The organism is Ruegeria sp. AD6 (assembly GCF_056542325.1).
On record NZ_JBQFZQ010000001.1, the window covers coordinates 468,350 to 482,161 of the forward strand.

General features: G+C 57.4%; 12 protein-coding genes and 1 tRNA gene. 4 read left to right on the forward strand and 9 right to left on the reverse strand.

Annotation, left to right across the window (positions count from 1 at the left end; genetic code table 11):
- Positions 1-2 precede the first annotated feature (2 nt).
- Both ACR0KJ_RS02215 and carA read right to left on the reverse strand, forming a co-directional pair.
- Complete coding sequence (locus ACR0KJ_RS02215; RefSeq protein WP_480625879.1) at positions 3-1,883, reverse strand: glycosyltransferase; 1,881 nt, start codon at positions 1,881-1,883, stop codon at positions 3-5.
- Between the two features lie 82 nt (positions 1,884-1,965).
- A complete protein-coding gene (carA, locus tag ACR0KJ_RS02220) occupies positions 1,966-3,132 on the reverse strand; it encodes a glutamine-hydrolyzing carbamoyl-phosphate synthase small subunit (protein WP_480625880.1) in 1,167 nt (388 codons plus the stop codon).
- Between the two features lie 183 nt (positions 3,133-3,315).
- Between carA and ACR0KJ_RS02225 the strand changes: the two genes are divergently transcribed.
- Positions 3,316-3,801 carry a GatB/YqeY domain-containing protein gene (locus ACR0KJ_RS02225; RefSeq protein ID WP_480625881.1) on the forward strand — a complete coding sequence of 162 codons (486 nt, stop codon included), beginning with the start codon at positions 3,316-3,318 and terminating at the stop codon, positions 3,799-3,801.
- A gap of 16 nt (positions 3,802-3,817) precedes the next feature.
- On the opposite strand, the gene ACR0KJ_RS02230 is transcribed toward ACR0KJ_RS02225, so the two are convergent.
- From ACR0KJ_RS02230 to ctaD, 3 genes are all read right to left on the reverse strand, one after another.
- Positions 3,818-4,309: a DUF2244 domain-containing protein gene (locus tag ACR0KJ_RS02230; RefSeq protein WP_480625882.1), complete on the reverse strand. Its 492-nt coding sequence runs from the start codon at positions 4,307-4,309 to the stop codon at positions 3,818-3,820.
- Between the two features lie 44 nt (positions 4,310-4,353).
- Entirely contained in the window at positions 4,354-4,953 is a 600-nt protein-coding gene (locus ACR0KJ_RS02235) for a DsbA family protein (RefSeq protein WP_480625883.1), read from the reverse strand.
- A gap of 143 nt (positions 4,954-5,096) precedes the next feature.
- Positions 5,097-6,755, reverse strand: coding sequence for a cytochrome c oxidase subunit I (gene ctaD, locus ACR0KJ_RS02240; RefSeq protein WP_170451412.1), 1,659 nt, complete (start codon positions 6,753-6,755; stop codon positions 5,097-5,099).
- A 294-nt stretch (positions 6,756-7,049) separates the two neighbouring features.
- Between ctaD and ACR0KJ_RS02245 the strand changes: the two genes are divergently transcribed.
- Positions 7,050-7,466 (forward strand): HIT family protein, encoded by a 417-nt coding sequence (locus ACR0KJ_RS02245; RefSeq protein ID WP_170451410.1) that lies wholly within the window; start codon positions 7,050-7,052, stop codon positions 7,464-7,466.
- 459 nt (positions 7,467-7,925) lie between these two features.
- Here ACR0KJ_RS02245 and lipB read toward each other — a convergent pair whose 3' ends face one another.
- Both lipB and ACR0KJ_RS02255 read right to left on the reverse strand, forming a co-directional pair.
- Positions 7,926-8,582, reverse strand: coding sequence for a lipoyl(octanoyl) transferase LipB (gene lipB / locus ACR0KJ_RS02250; protein ID WP_170451408.1), 657 nt, complete (start codon positions 8,580-8,582; stop codon positions 7,926-7,928).
- A gap of 39 nt (positions 8,583-8,621) precedes the next feature.
- Positions 8,622-9,281, reverse strand: coding sequence for a DsbA family oxidoreductase (locus ACR0KJ_RS02255; RefSeq protein WP_480625884.1), 660 nt, complete (start codon positions 9,279-9,281; stop codon positions 8,622-8,624).
- Between the two features lie 141 nt (positions 9,282-9,422).
- Here ACR0KJ_RS02255 and ACR0KJ_RS02260 point away from each other — a divergent pair.
- A tRNA-Leu gene (locus tag ACR0KJ_RS02260) sits at positions 9,423-9,509 on the forward strand.
- A gap of 126 nt (positions 9,510-9,635) precedes the next feature.
- On the opposite strand, the gene ACR0KJ_RS02265 is transcribed toward ACR0KJ_RS02260, so the two are convergent.
- Together ACR0KJ_RS02265 and ACR0KJ_RS02270 are read right to left on the reverse strand one after the other, a co-directional pair.
- The gene (locus tag ACR0KJ_RS02265) at positions 9,636-10,418 is read right to left on the reverse strand and encodes an FkbM family methyltransferase (protein ID WP_170451405.1); all 783 of its coding nucleotides are present in this window, start codon (positions 10,416-10,418) and stop codon (positions 9,636-9,638) included.
- Positions 10,405-11,511, reverse strand: a complete 1,107-nt coding sequence (locus ACR0KJ_RS02270; RefSeq protein WP_480625885.1) for a glycosyltransferase family 4 protein — start codon at positions 11,509-11,511, stop codon at positions 10,405-10,407. The genes ACR0KJ_RS02265 and ACR0KJ_RS02270 overlap by 14 nt, the downstream gene beginning before the upstream one ends.
- A gap of 401 nt (positions 11,512-11,912) precedes the next feature.
- On the opposite strand from ACR0KJ_RS02270, the gene ACR0KJ_RS02275 reads away from it, so the two are divergent.
- A complete protein-coding gene (locus tag ACR0KJ_RS02275) occupies positions 11,913-13,775 on the forward strand; it encodes a glycosyltransferase family 2 protein (RefSeq protein ID WP_480626267.1) in 1,863 nt (620 codons plus the stop codon).
- Positions 13,776-13,812 lie beyond the last annotated feature (37 nt).

Below are 13,812 nucleotides of genomic sequence, written 5' to 3' on the forward strand. Positions count from 1 at the left end.
CTTCAGGCTTGCGGCAGGTCCTCTTCGGCCTGCCCATGCTGGGTTTTGTCCCAGAAGAACGGGCAGATTGCGAGCTCCCACAACGCCTTGTAGGCGGCGAGGACGCCCAGCGGGAAGTAGAAGCACATCGTGGGCACAAACGGTAAAAGATGCCGACGTTCCCGGGCGGACACGGCCAGCATTGCGACGGCCATATTGATCAGCTCAGCCGCCAGAAACAACCAAAGCAGCGTGGTCATCACCGGTGCCGTCAGCAGGGTTTGCATCGGGTTGGGAAGTTGCAGCGCGGACAGCCAGAACATCCACAGGATCGGGGCCAGCAGGAACTGACCCAGCGTGCCCAGAAAGAACGCCTGCACGCCCGCGAACCTGAGCGCTCCCAGTTCGCGATACAGGCCGACCGGGTTCCGCATATGCACCAGATAGGTGACCATGAATCCTTTCAACCAGCGTGAGCGCTGCTTGACCCAGGGCCAGGCGCGAAAGTTGGCCTCTTCATAGGTGGTGGTCTCGACCATCTCGGTCCGGTACCCCGCGCGGCTGAGGCGTACGCCCAGATCGGCATCCTCGGTCACGTTATGCGCGTCCCATCCGCCCAGTTCGATCAGCTTGTCGCGCCGGAAGAAAAAGGTTGTTCCGCCCAAGGGCACGACCAGCCCAAGGCGCGCGATGCCCTGCAGGATCACCCGAAACCAAGAGTTGTATTCGATGGTGAAACAGCGCGAACGCCAGTTGGTGCGCGGGTTGTAGTAATCCAGCATACCTTGCAGACAGACCACATCCGGCGGGGCCTGAGTGAAATGCTGCACCACCCGCTCAATCTGATCTGGCTCGGGCGCATCTTCGGCGTCCCAGACCCCCAGAATGTCGCCCCGGCAGAAATCCAGCGCATAGTTCATCGCACGGGGTTTGGTTGTCAGCCCGTTTAGTGCGGGCACCTCGACGGTGCGAATCCAGCTTGGCAGGTCGGCTTTCTCGACGGTCTCGCGGGTGACGTCATCGCTTTCCTCCAGCACCAAAATCACGTCCAGAAGGGCTTTGGGATAGGTCAGCCGTTGCAGACGTTTGATCAGGGCGCCTGCGATCTCACGCTCCTTATACAAGGGCACCATGATCGACACGCAAGGCTGTCGCAGCGAAACGGGCGTGCAACCGGGATCGGTTTTGGGTGGTTTGATTTTTCCCAGCACAAAAGTAAGCGCGCCTGAGAGTCGCAAGGTCATGAACAGGATCAGGGTTGCGACGGCTGCGATCAGCAGGGCTGCAAGCCCAAGCTGGGGAAGGGCCGCAAAAAACGCCATTAGCCCCAGAACCAGAACCGCAGGGCCAATGCGCGACCGCGGCGTCCAGGTGCGGCAGCTTTGCGCCTCATCCACACGGGTCTCGGCGGCTTCGGCCAGAACCTGCGAGAATTGACGGGCAATCGCGCGATCAATCTGATCCGGTGCGGCCAGAACCGGAAGGACGGCGTAGGGGCAATCCTGCATCTCGGCAGTGACGGTCGGGAAGCGATCAGGGCGTGCAGTGGCAACCAACAGCAGCGGGCCGACGCGCATCCATGGTATGACGTTATGGGCCAGCCAGAATTCAACCTGCTTGAAATCGCACAAGCCGGGTGCGGGCGGGATCTTGTCCAGATCGGCGATTTGCCATCCGCTTTGCGTGGACAGGGCGGTCAGGACATCCGCGCGGCTGACCCAGCCTTCGCCAACCAGAATTTCGCCCAGCGGGGCCTTTTGCTGGGATTGCAGATGCAGCGCCTTGTCCAACTGCTCCCACGAAATCGCACCTTGCTCGATCAGGCAGGTGCCCAACGGTTTGCGTTGCCCTTGAGGGGGGATCGGGGCGGCAGTGGTAAAATCCTGAAGATTCAATTCAACCATTAAAAAAACCCTGACGCAGTGACCTGTCGTCAGGGTTGATCAATCTAGGTTAACAGCGGGTTAACCCCGGGCTTTGCGCCAGTTACGCCTGAGTTTTTCTGTCCGCCATGGCGGCTGCGAAGCGTTCGAACAGGTAGAAGCTGTCCTGTGGGCCGGGCGAGGCCTCGGGGTGGTATTGCACCGAATAGACCGGTCGGTCCGTCATGCGGATACCACAGTTCGAGCCGTCAAACAGCGAGCGATGGGTCTCGACCACACCGTCGGGCAGGGTCTCGGCATCGACAGCGAAACCATGGTTCATCGAGGTGATCTCGACCTTGCCGGTTTCCAGATCTTTCACGGGGTGGTTTGCGCCGTGGTGGCCATGGTTCATCTTGATGGTCTGACCACCCAGCGCCAGCGCCAGCATCTGGTGGCCGAGGCAGATGCCAAAGACGGGCAGTTCGGTGCTGTTCAGGATCTCTTTGATCATCGGCACGGCATATTCGCCGGTTGCCGCCGGGTCGCCGGGACCATTGGACAGGAACACGCCGTCAGGCTCGTGCGCCAGAACTTCGGCAGCGGTCGCGGTGGCGGGCAGAACGGTCACGTCACAACCAGCCGAGGCGAGGCAGCGCAGGATGTTGCGTTTCGCACCATAATCCAGCGCCACGACCTTGTGTTGAGGTGCCTTCTGTGGCGCATACCCCTCGGGCCAGGCCCACCGCATCTCATCCCAGCGGTAGCTTTGGGCACAGGTGACGTCCTTGGCCAGATCCATGCCCTCCAGCCCGGCAAAGCCACGCGCCGCGGCAACCAGCGCGGCGATATCGAAATTGCCTTCGGGATCATGCGCCAGCGCCACATGCGGCGCGCCCTGTTGACGGATGGCGCGGGTCAGACGGCGGGTATCGATGCCGCCAATCGCGATACGGCCGCGCCGTTCCAGCCATGTTTTCAACTCTTCGGCCGAGCGCCAGTTCGACGGCTCGGTCGGGTCCCATTTGACCACCATGCCCGCAGCCACCGGATCACCGGTTTCGTCATCTTCGGGGTTTACGCCCACATTGCCGATATGGGGGAAGGTGAAGGTGACGATCTGCCCGGCATAAGAGGGGTCCGTCATGATTTCCTGATACCCGGTCATGGCGGTGTTAAAGCACAGCTCGGCCACTGTCTGGCCGGTTGCGCCGAAGCCTGTGCCGTAAAACAGCGTTCCGTCGGCCAATGCCAGACATGCGGTGGGCTTGGACGGGGCGTTCTGGGCCATGGCGCAACTCTCCTACAGGGTAAATCGGCGCATACCTAAGGGGGTTAACCGCTTTGGTCAAGTGTGTTCAAATTTTCGGCTATTGTTGTTTTTCAATGGGTTAGCTGTGTCCGTGCCCTGTTGTGTCACGCTTTTTGTTTAGATATGTTCGGGGTTCCGTTGTCATGGGGATGGACAAACCAAATGGACATGCGATCACGGGTGAACACCGCCCTGAAGCAAGCAATGAAAGACAAAGCGGCCGAGCGTCTGTCGACCTTGCGCCTGATCAACGCTGCGATCAAAGACCGGGATATTGCGTCCCGCGCTTCCGACAATGAAGAGGCGAAAGGGTGCGGCGATGCTGAGGTTCTTGAAATCCTTGGTAAAATGACCAAGCAGCGCAAAGAAAGCGCGCGCGCCTATGAAGAAGGCGGACGCCTGGACCTGGCCGAGCGTGAGATGCGCGAGGTTGCGATCATCGAGGAATTCCTGCCCAAACAGCTGGACGACGATGAGGTGACAAAGGCGATTCAGACCGCGATTACCGCCACCGGAGCCGGTTCGATCCGCGATATGGGCAAGGTGATGGGCGAGTTGAAGACTCGCTATACCGGCCAGATGGATTTCGGCAAGGTTGGTCCGATGGTCAAAGACCATCTGTGCGCCGCATCGAACGGCGGTTGCTGACCCCTGTTGGCAACGCTCACTGCGCGGCAGAACCGCGCAGCCGTTGCACCAGATCGTCATAGAGGGTGATGCGCTCATCCTCGGACAGGAACGCGCCAATCTCAACCTCGCGCCCGTCTCCGATCAGGGTGACGTAATGCGGCACCGGCCCGCCCTTTTCGTGCATTTCGGGCCGTGCCCAGTAGCGGTTACAGGACCATTCCTGAGCCTGTCTGCCCGGTGTTTGGTGGATCAGCCGGGCCTGGTTTCCGTCCAGCGTCAGGATCTCCCAAACACTGCGGGCGCGGTAGTTCGATTGAATGGCCAGCCATAGGCCCAGAACGGTCAGCAGCAAGAACGGCAGCAAACCCCACAGGACGACCGACCCCAGCATGGCCAGTATCGGGATCAGGCCAAACAGGAAGACAGACAGGATCACAATCATCGCCCCGCGCGGCGGCAATGAATTATGCGGCCACAGGCGCAGTTCCTGTTCGGTGTCCGAGGTTTGATTCCATTGATACGGCATGGCCGAAACCTAGCGCAGTCAGCACTGGTGTCTAAAGCTAAATGTCATACAACGTGTCCGACACGTGCCCAGGACAAAGCATCATCCAACCTGTCGTCGCCCCAGAAAACCTCATCACTTACGACAAAGCTTGGGGCTCCAAAAACGCCCAGCCTTGTGGCCTGCTCGGTTTGCGCGTCCAGCGCGGCGATGCAGTCCGGGCTGCGGGCGCGGGACAGGATCAGGCGCGGGTCCTGCTGACAGCGCAGCAAGGCCTCGGACAATGCGGTTTCGCTGCCGCCCTCGACGCCTTCTTCAAACCAGATCCGATACAGGTTTTGCGTAAACTCCTTGCCCCAATCCTCTTGCATACCCAGCAAGGCCACCTGATTGGCCAACCCAAGGTTCGAGATCGGGTAAGGGGCTGGCAGGTTGGCGTGGATGCGGTACTTGGCCGCCCGGCGTTCAATGTCGCGCCACATATAGGCGGATTTGACCGGCTTGCCTGCAAAGGGAATGTTCTGTTGCGCCGCCATGATCGTGCGCACGTTGAACGGACGCCAATTCACGGTCGCATTGGTTTCCGCGCACCAGTCGTCCAGCCTCATGACGGTGAGAAAGCTGTAGGTGCTGCCAATCGAGTACCAAAAGTCGATTTCGGGCATCTGAACCCCCAGGGTTGCCGGATCAGTTGCCCGAACCATTCTAGCGTATTTTTCGTGATCTGGCGATCTGTGCACCGCATTGGCGTAGGGCAAAGAAAAAACCCCGCCTGTTCGGGCGGGGTTTTCTTAGGTCTCTGACCGGATCAGTGCGCGTGGCCTTTGTCCCAGTCTTCCTGCTTTGGCAGCTGCTCGAACGTATGTTCAGGCGGCGGTGTGGGCAGGGTCCACTCCAGCGTATCTGCGTACTCGTTCCACGGGTTCGGACGTGTTTCTTTCGCGCCGCGCAGCAGGGCGTAGATCACGATGCCGAAGAACAGCAGGAACGAAGCGAACGAGATGAACGCGCCGATCGACGATACAAAGTTCCACTGCGCAAAGGCTTCCGGATAGTCGATGTAGCGACGCGGCATGCCCTGACGGCCCAGGAAGTGCTGGGGGAAGAATGTCAGGTTGGCGCCGATGAAGAACATCCAGAAATGAACCTTGCCCCAGAACTCGGAATACTGACGACCGGTCATCTTCGAGAAGTAGAAATACATGCCCGCGAAGATCGCAAAGACGGCACCCAAGCTCATCACATAGTGGAAGTGCGCCACGACGTAGTAGGTGTCGTGATAGGCGCGGTCGATACCAGCCTGCGACAGAACCACACCGGTCACACCGCCGACGGTGAACAGGAACAGGAAGCCGAAGGCGAAGAGCATCGGCGTCTTGAACTCGATGGAACCGCCCCACATCGTTGCGATCCACGAGAAGACCTTAACGCCGGTCGGAACCGCGATGACCATCGTGGCCAGCATGAAATAAGCCTGCTGACGCAGGGACATGCCAACGGTGTACATATGGTGCGCCCAAACGACGAAGCCCAGAACACCGATCGCGATAATTGCCCAGACCATCGGCAGGTAGCCGAAGATCGGCTTGCGCGAGAAGGTGGCGATCACGTGGCTGATGATGCCGAAGCCCGGCAGGATCACGATGTACACTTCGGGGTGGCCAAAGAACCACAGGATGTGCTGATACAGGATCGGGTCACCGCCACCGGCCGGATCAAAGAAGGTGAAGCCAAAGTTGCGATCCATCAGCAGCATGGTGATCGCGCCCGCCAGAACCGGCAGGGACAACAGAATCAGCCACGAGGTGATGAAGATCGACCAGCTGAACAGCGGCACCTTGAACAGGGTCATGCCCGGGGCACGCATGTTCAGGAAGGTGGTGATCATGTTGATCGCGCCGAGGATCGAGGAGGCGCCCGATACGTGCACGGCGAAGATCGCAAGGTCCATGGACATGCCGCCCTCGGTCGTGGACAGCGGCGGGTACAGAACCCAGCCCACACCCGAACCGAGTTGGTCATTACCACCAGGGCTCAGCAGCGAGGCGACGCCCAATGAGGTGCCAGCGACGTACAGCCAGAAGGACAGGTTGTTCATCCGCGGGAACGCCATATCCGGCGCACCGATCTGCAACGGCATGAAATAGTTTCCAAATCCGCCGAACAGCGCCGGGATGACCACGAAGAACATCATCAGAACACCGTGATAGGTGATCATCACGTTCCACAAGTGACCGTTGGGGGTGCAGGGGTCGGCCATGAAGCCTTCCATGCACATGTACTGAACACCGGGGTGCATCAGCTCAAGCCGCATGTAGATCGTCATCGCGACCGAGATAAACCCGGCCAGCGCCGAGAAGATCAGGTAGAGAATCCCGATGTCCTTGTGGTTGGTCGACATGAACCAACGCACGAAGAAACTGCGCTGGTCTTCATGATCGTGACCATGAATGGCTGCGTCTGCCATTATAGGTGCCTCCTGTTGCAAATGCACCGCGCAGTCGGACCTCTCCGGCGCGCGGGTTTCCTGCTGGTTTTAGAATGCGAAGTCAGCACCTTCAATGGCCGAGTTTGATCTGGATCAAGAATAATTGTCGCGGGCAGGGAGCTGCACCGCGATTTTGGGCCTGAAGCAGCCCCATATCTGGGTATGTCTTCGAATTGTTCAAGAGACCGGTACCATGCACGTGGCGGTTCCACCTTGACCACCTGCCGCCGGACCCGCAGAACGGTGGGAAACGCTCCAAACCAGAGGCCCGCCATGTCAGCTTACGACCCGGATAACATCTTCGCCAAGATTCTGCGCGGGGAAATCCCCTCGACCCGTGTGTATGAGGATGACGACACGCTGGCCTTCATGGATATCATGCCGCGTTCGGACGGGCATTTTCTGGTCATCCCGAAAACGCCCTGCCGCAATGTTCTGGACGCCACACCGGAACAGTTAAGCGCCGTGATGGCGACTGTTCAGAAACTGGCCGTCGCCGCGAAGACGGCCTTTGCTGCCGATGGCATCACGATCCAACAGTTCAACGAGGCCGCAGGCGGGCAAGAGGTGTTCCATCTGCATTTCCACGTTTTGCCCCGTCACGAGGGCGTGTCGATGCGCCCGCCCGGTAAAATGGGGGATTTCGATCTGATTGCCGAACATGCAGAGAAGATCAAAGCGGCTTTGTAATCCGAGGGCCTCAAAAACCTAGCGGGCGGTTCCCGGACCAAACGAACTGCCCTGATCCCGCGCCACTCTGCGTGGCAATGGCAAAGCCCAGAAGTTAAGCGGAGTCATTTTCGCGTTGCGATGCAGCAATTCAGATGGCTGGGAAGAGCGGGGCCTGAGAATTGCCGTTCCGATTTGGGGTCGGAACGGCAGACTCGTAACCAAACACTTATCGGATTTCTCGGGGGCAAGCCCCGGAGCACCGGTTAACATACCACTCACTCTAGACTGGTCGTTATATGTTACTCTTTAACGAGTCCCATGTATCCAGAAGAACTGAATTTTAGTTAAAGAAAACGATAATTCCGCCTAATTCTGCTGAAATTGCCCCTGTCTTGGGAAACAGAACAGCAGTTGCGAGGGCATTGTTGTTTCCCTTTACGTCACTTTTCGATTCGCCGACCGGGTGCCTTTGGGGCGCTAGACCTCTGCGTTCTCGAACACTTCGGCAAATGTCTTCTGCAGTGCGGCATCCATATCACCCATCGTCACCGGCAGACCAAGATCGACCAGCGAGGTCACGCCATATTCGGTGATGCCACAGGGAACGATCCCCGAGAAATGCTCAAGATCCGGTTCCACATTGACCGAGATGCCATGAAAGCTGACCCACTTGCGCAGGCGCAGGCCGATTGCCGCAATCTTGTCCTCGGCGGGTTTGCCGGTCACGGTCAGCGGCTTGTCATCGCGCCTGACCCAGACACCAACGCGCCCGTCGCGAATCTCGCCCTGAACGTTGAATTCCGCCAGCGCGGAAATCACCCAGGTCTCCAGCTGTTTCACGAACCGCCGCACATCGCGGCCGCGCGTGTTGAGGTCCAGCATCACGTAAGCCACGCGCTGTCCGGGTCCATGATAAGTGTATTCCCCGCCACGTTTGCTTTCGTAGACAGGGAACCGGTCCGGATCCGTCAGATCCTCGATCCTGGCAGAGGTCCCGGCCGTATACAGCGGCGGGTGCTCCAACAGCCAGACACATTCATCCGCCTCGCCCGCGGCGATGGCGGCCACGCGCGCCTCCATAAAGGCAACGGCGTCCTCGTACCGGGTCAAACCATCGGTGATTTTCCATTCCATGCTGGCCTCATATCGCGCATGCGGGGCAGGGGGAAGGGCCTATGCCGCCTCGGCCAGACAGCGCTGCAGAACCTGCGCGTAGGTGTCTGTGCCCTGCGCGCCGGTCAACAGGTACTTGCCGCCAAACACCATCGACGGCACGCCCGAGATACCACGGCTGGTCCAGAATTGCTGTTTCTCGCGCACAGGCGCACCATGCGCGCCCGATTCCAGCGCAATGCGCGCGGCCTGAGGGTCCAGACCAACGGTCCCTACCGCATCCATCAGGACGTCAATGTCCGAGACATCCCGTTGCTGCGTGAAACAGGCATCGAACAGCGCCAGCTTCAGCGGATGCTGGCGCCCCTGACCCTCGGCCCAATCTAACAACTGATGCGCAGAAAACGTGTTAACAATCCGGCTTTCATCATTGAAATTGAACGAAAACCCAAGTTCCGCACCCAATGAGGTCAACCTGTCGCGGGCTTGCTGGCTTTGCTCGGGCGTGGACCCGTATTTCTCGGCAATATGCTCGCGCAGATTCTGGCCCTCGGGCGGCATATTGGGGTTCAGTTCAAACGGATGCCACCTGAGACGCGCCAGAATGCCCAGCTGCTGCAAGGCCAGATCGAGCTGTCGAAAGCCAATGATACACCAGGGGCACACAACATCCGAAACAATATCAACCTGAACAATCGGGCGCGGGTCAGTGCTGGTCATATCAGTTTCCTGTCAGATCGAATTCTTTGGCTTCCTTGCGATAGATAAGCTTGGCCTGAGCGAATTTAAACCAAGACATTTTTGCCTCTTCACATCGCCAGCATCAGCGTCTATACGCCCCTCTACCAAGTCACTGGCAGTGCGGTCGTGGCGGAATTGGTAGACGCGCAGCGTTGAGGTCGCTGTGGGGTAACTCCCGTGGAAGTTCGAGTCTTCTCGACCGCACCAAATTTTCAAGAAAACATGCAGTTTAGGGCGTTAATCCGAAGCATTGGACTTTCGGTGTGGTGCCGCGCTGCGTTGGTTCCTTCAGCTCGTCAACTGGTTTACCAAAGCTGCTTTGTGAACCAACGGCTACTCCAAATCGAACCACTTTGAGTCCCACCGAACGAACAGCAAATCACAATCGGGCGCGTCCCTGTCGACGGGGCGCAGAGCCTCTATCAATTCAAAGCCGTGTTTGCCCATCTCTGCCACAAAATCGCTGAACCGGTACCCGTCCTTGAAACGCCGTTTTACCGAGACCTCTGCAATGACGAAATCGGTCCGCTTCAAGGTTTCTTCGGCCCCTCGGATAACGGCGAGTTCATTGCCTTCCGTATCGATCTTCAGACCAAATCGGCCAAGAATGTCGGAGGTGTAGGAATCAAGGCGCCGTTTGTCCACGATGCGCTTTTCCATCTTCACGATGCGATTTTCATATTCCTCAGAGAAACCCGCGACACTCGCCAAAGATCGCCGTTTGCGATCCGTGGTGGGGATGATCAGTTCGGCCTGGCCTTCATCTGCGTCCAGCGCCACGATGTTGAGGTCATAATCGATACGCTCGCGCCATGGTGCAACCCGTTGGGCTGTTTCTTCAATCGGATCGAACAGGACGAACTTCTTGTCGGGGAAAGCCTCGTACAGGAAAGGGGTTCCGGCGTCCACGCCGACATCAAGGATCGTGTCCACATCAAAGCCGAAACTGCCAAGGTTCTTCGCAGTCACACCCCCGCTGATCACGGACAGACCCGCGCTGTTGAGCCTGCGCATGACGGGTCGGGGGCCGATAAAGTCGCCACTTTCAAATTCGACAACTTTCAGGCCGACAGACCGCAACAATCTACGAAACGAAAAAGCATCAATCTTTGGCATTCAGCAGCCCCATGGGTTTGGAAGTGGCCTGAGAAGCGGAAGCCTCATCTTCGATCATCGCGTCCCGTAACGCCCGGCTTTGCAATTCCGGCCGAATTGATACCGCATGATCCATACAGACCGCACGGATTTTCAGCAGGTCTTCGGGATCAAAATCGATCAGTTTACGCATTTGGAACATCATGCCGCGCGGATTTCCGTCTGCGTATAGGAACTCGTGCGCGGCGTCCGGAAGGTGGTCTCTAAGCGGTCTGACGTTCGGCCCGACAATGGGTAGGCCATAGGTCAGCGCCAGATTCACCGAACCCGACGTCAGAATTCGGCTGAATGGCGCGACGCAGGCATGGCTACCTGCAATAACATCGCGCAGGTCTTGGTCTGGCAGATACCTGTCGTGAAACCTGACATTGGGCATTTCCCGGATCGGTTGCTGTCCCTTGCGCTCGCCCGCGATAACGGCCCCTGCAATGTCCAGCTCCCACGCTTGATCCCGGATATAGAGCGATTTCAGCGCTTGCCACATAAACTGCCCGCCGCGATTTTCCTGCACTTTTCCGATATGAACAAACCTGCGGTGCTGGGATGGTGCGAGAGCGCCACGCCGCGCCAAAGTGTCTTCGGCCGGCTCGTAGACCCCCAGATAGCTTGGATGCGCGACCAGTAGGATTTTTTCCCAGGGTATTCCGTAAGTTTCGGTCATCAGCTCAACTGCATAAGGCGTATGCAAGTGAATTTTGTCTGCTTGCCGAACCAGCAGGGCGCGCCCTTCGTGGATGGTGTCCATGTCCCTCGCAGAATTGTGCGGGTGGAAGTTGTGAACGGTCCAAACGATCTTTACGCCTTTTTCTCTCAACGCCGCCAAACCTGCTTCGATCTTTGCAAAACGATCTTGAGCCGGGATGTCATTCCTGCTGCCGAACTCAACTGTCTCCCAATGTATCCAGTATATGTCACCCTTTTGCATAGGGGGCAGTTCACCAGCATAAAACGCCCTGAGCCGCAAAACCCGGACATCGTAGCCTGAGAAACTGCTGTAAATCATGCTCTGATACGGATTGTTCCCCAGCGGCGCGTTGGAAAAAATCGTCGGCATTAACTCAATCCCTATTCAGGCCCTTAAAGCGCAGCGCAAAGTCATCGTCGCATTTACCTGTATCAACAATCCGCCTGCCGACCTCAACCAGTAAGGTCTGTGTGGTCGCATATCGGTTGCGCAAGGCAATGGACTGATCAGTTGCTGTGTACGATCACGTTGTTCGTGGTGCATGACGCGCCGGTCAAGTGGCAAGGCGCTTATTTGGAAAAGGGACAATTGTCGGGGCATCGTGTCCGTGCGATCACGTCTGCTCGCTTGCAAAGCCCGGTGCGGAACCGTAACAAAGCTAGGCGTTCAAGTTTGTCTGCAAGCGCCCGGCAAGGCCTGATATTGCAGGAACTCCTACGGTTCGGAATGAAGGTCACGGGTGATAGTTGATGAGACTTGTCGTATCCACGATGAAAGACGAGGGGCCGTTCATCCTGGAGTGGATAGCCTACTATCTTTCAATCGGGTTCACGCATTTCATTGTCAATTCCAATGACTGTTCAGACGGGACGGATGCCATCCTGAAACGGTGTGAAGAGCTTGGGTTTCTGGCCCATATCGACAATCCGGGTCCGTGGGATTTTGGGCCGCAGGCGTCGGCCTATTCAAATGCGATGCAGCATCCCTGGTACAAGGAAGCCGAGTGGATCATGGTGTGCGATGTGGATGAGTTTTTTGACATCCGCATCGGCGACGGAACGTTGGACGATCTGTTTCAGGCACAGCCGCATGCCGACGGGTTCGCGGCGCTTTGGCAGTTGTTTGGTCACAACGGGATCGTGGATTTTGAAGATCGCTTCATAACCGAACAGTTCACCAAAGCAGGCGAGTTGGGAGCGGTGCTGCCGCAAAACCTGCGTGCGTTCAAATCTCTGATCCGAAACAACGGATCGTATTATGCGCTCAATACGCACCGTCCTCGTGGACCTGTTCGTGGCAAGGCAGAGCGCTTTGCCTGGATTGACGGGGACGGGGATCCTTTGCCACCCGCGATGCGGCGCAGGGGCTGGGCCTTTTCCACCACCGGTGCAGGGTTCGGGGGCAACTTGTTCCGCATGAACCACTATGCGGTGCGGTCCATTGAAAGCTACCTGATGAAGCGCGTACGCGGCGATGTGAATACCACGGCCTTTCATCCGAAGATGGAGGCGACCGGGCAGGCGTATTGGCATTTGCACTGCTATAACGAGGTTGAAGAAACCTCGATCCTGTCAAAGGTTGCGCGTCTTCGTGAAACCTTTGATCGGCTGCGGTCGGACACTGTTCTGGATGAATTGCACCAGCAAGCGGTGGCATTCCACAAGGATCGGATCTCGGTCATTCGGGAAACCGAAGCTGCAAGCAGTTTTATAAAAAAATACAAGAACTTCAAAGGCGGGCAGAATGTGAAAGCGCTGGATCTGGGGGTTATTGAAGAGGCCAATATTTCCTTTGATCCTACGATGTACAAGGATCCAAACGTTACATTTGCTCAGGTCGCCAAGTGGAACCGCATTGGGCAAATGGCGAAAGCGCAGAACTCGAAACCAAAGAATTATCCGTGGTTTGTGCGACTGGATGCTCTGGAGACGCCGCTACAGTATGAAGAGGCTGCCGCGCAGCACGCGATCATCACCGAACCAACACAGGTTTCTGTGCCCTTTGATCCCAAGGATTCCTGCCATCTGCCTATTGCTTCGCCCGAAATCGCAAGAACGGCAGAGCAGCGGCGAGATTTCTTGCAGTCAATTAGTGGGAAGAAAAATTGGGTTCTCATTGGGCAGGTTGAAACTGAAATCGTTGAAGAGATTCTTGCCTTACAGTCGGTTGCAAGGCTGACGATCCTGGCACCTTGGGGGTTGTCGTGGGACGGCTACGCTTGTGATGACACAACGCAGAACCCGGACCTTCAGGCAATGGACCGCGCGTTCTACGCATTTTTGGAGTTTTTTCGTGAACCAATTCTAGCAGGGCGATTGCGTATCTACCGTGCGATGCCACAACTGATGCTTAAATTCTTCAAAAATGAATCTGTTGGTGTTGCGATCATTAGGGGTGTGCGCTCTGAACGTATCACGAACCAATTGTTACGCCGGATCGACCGCGTCCTCGCACCCGGTGGAAGCATCGCTTTCACGACCTATCGGCGCCGTGGGGGTGGGTCCTATGCCGGGATGAACGCGGCCATCAACAGCTTTTTGGGGCAGAATGCGACCCGTTACAGGGTGACCAGTCTGCAGCCACCGTGGCTTGGGATCGACAAGTTACCGCCACTTAACGCAGAAGAGACTTAGCTTCTGGCTCTTGTCTTGTTGGCGTGGTAGCCATTGC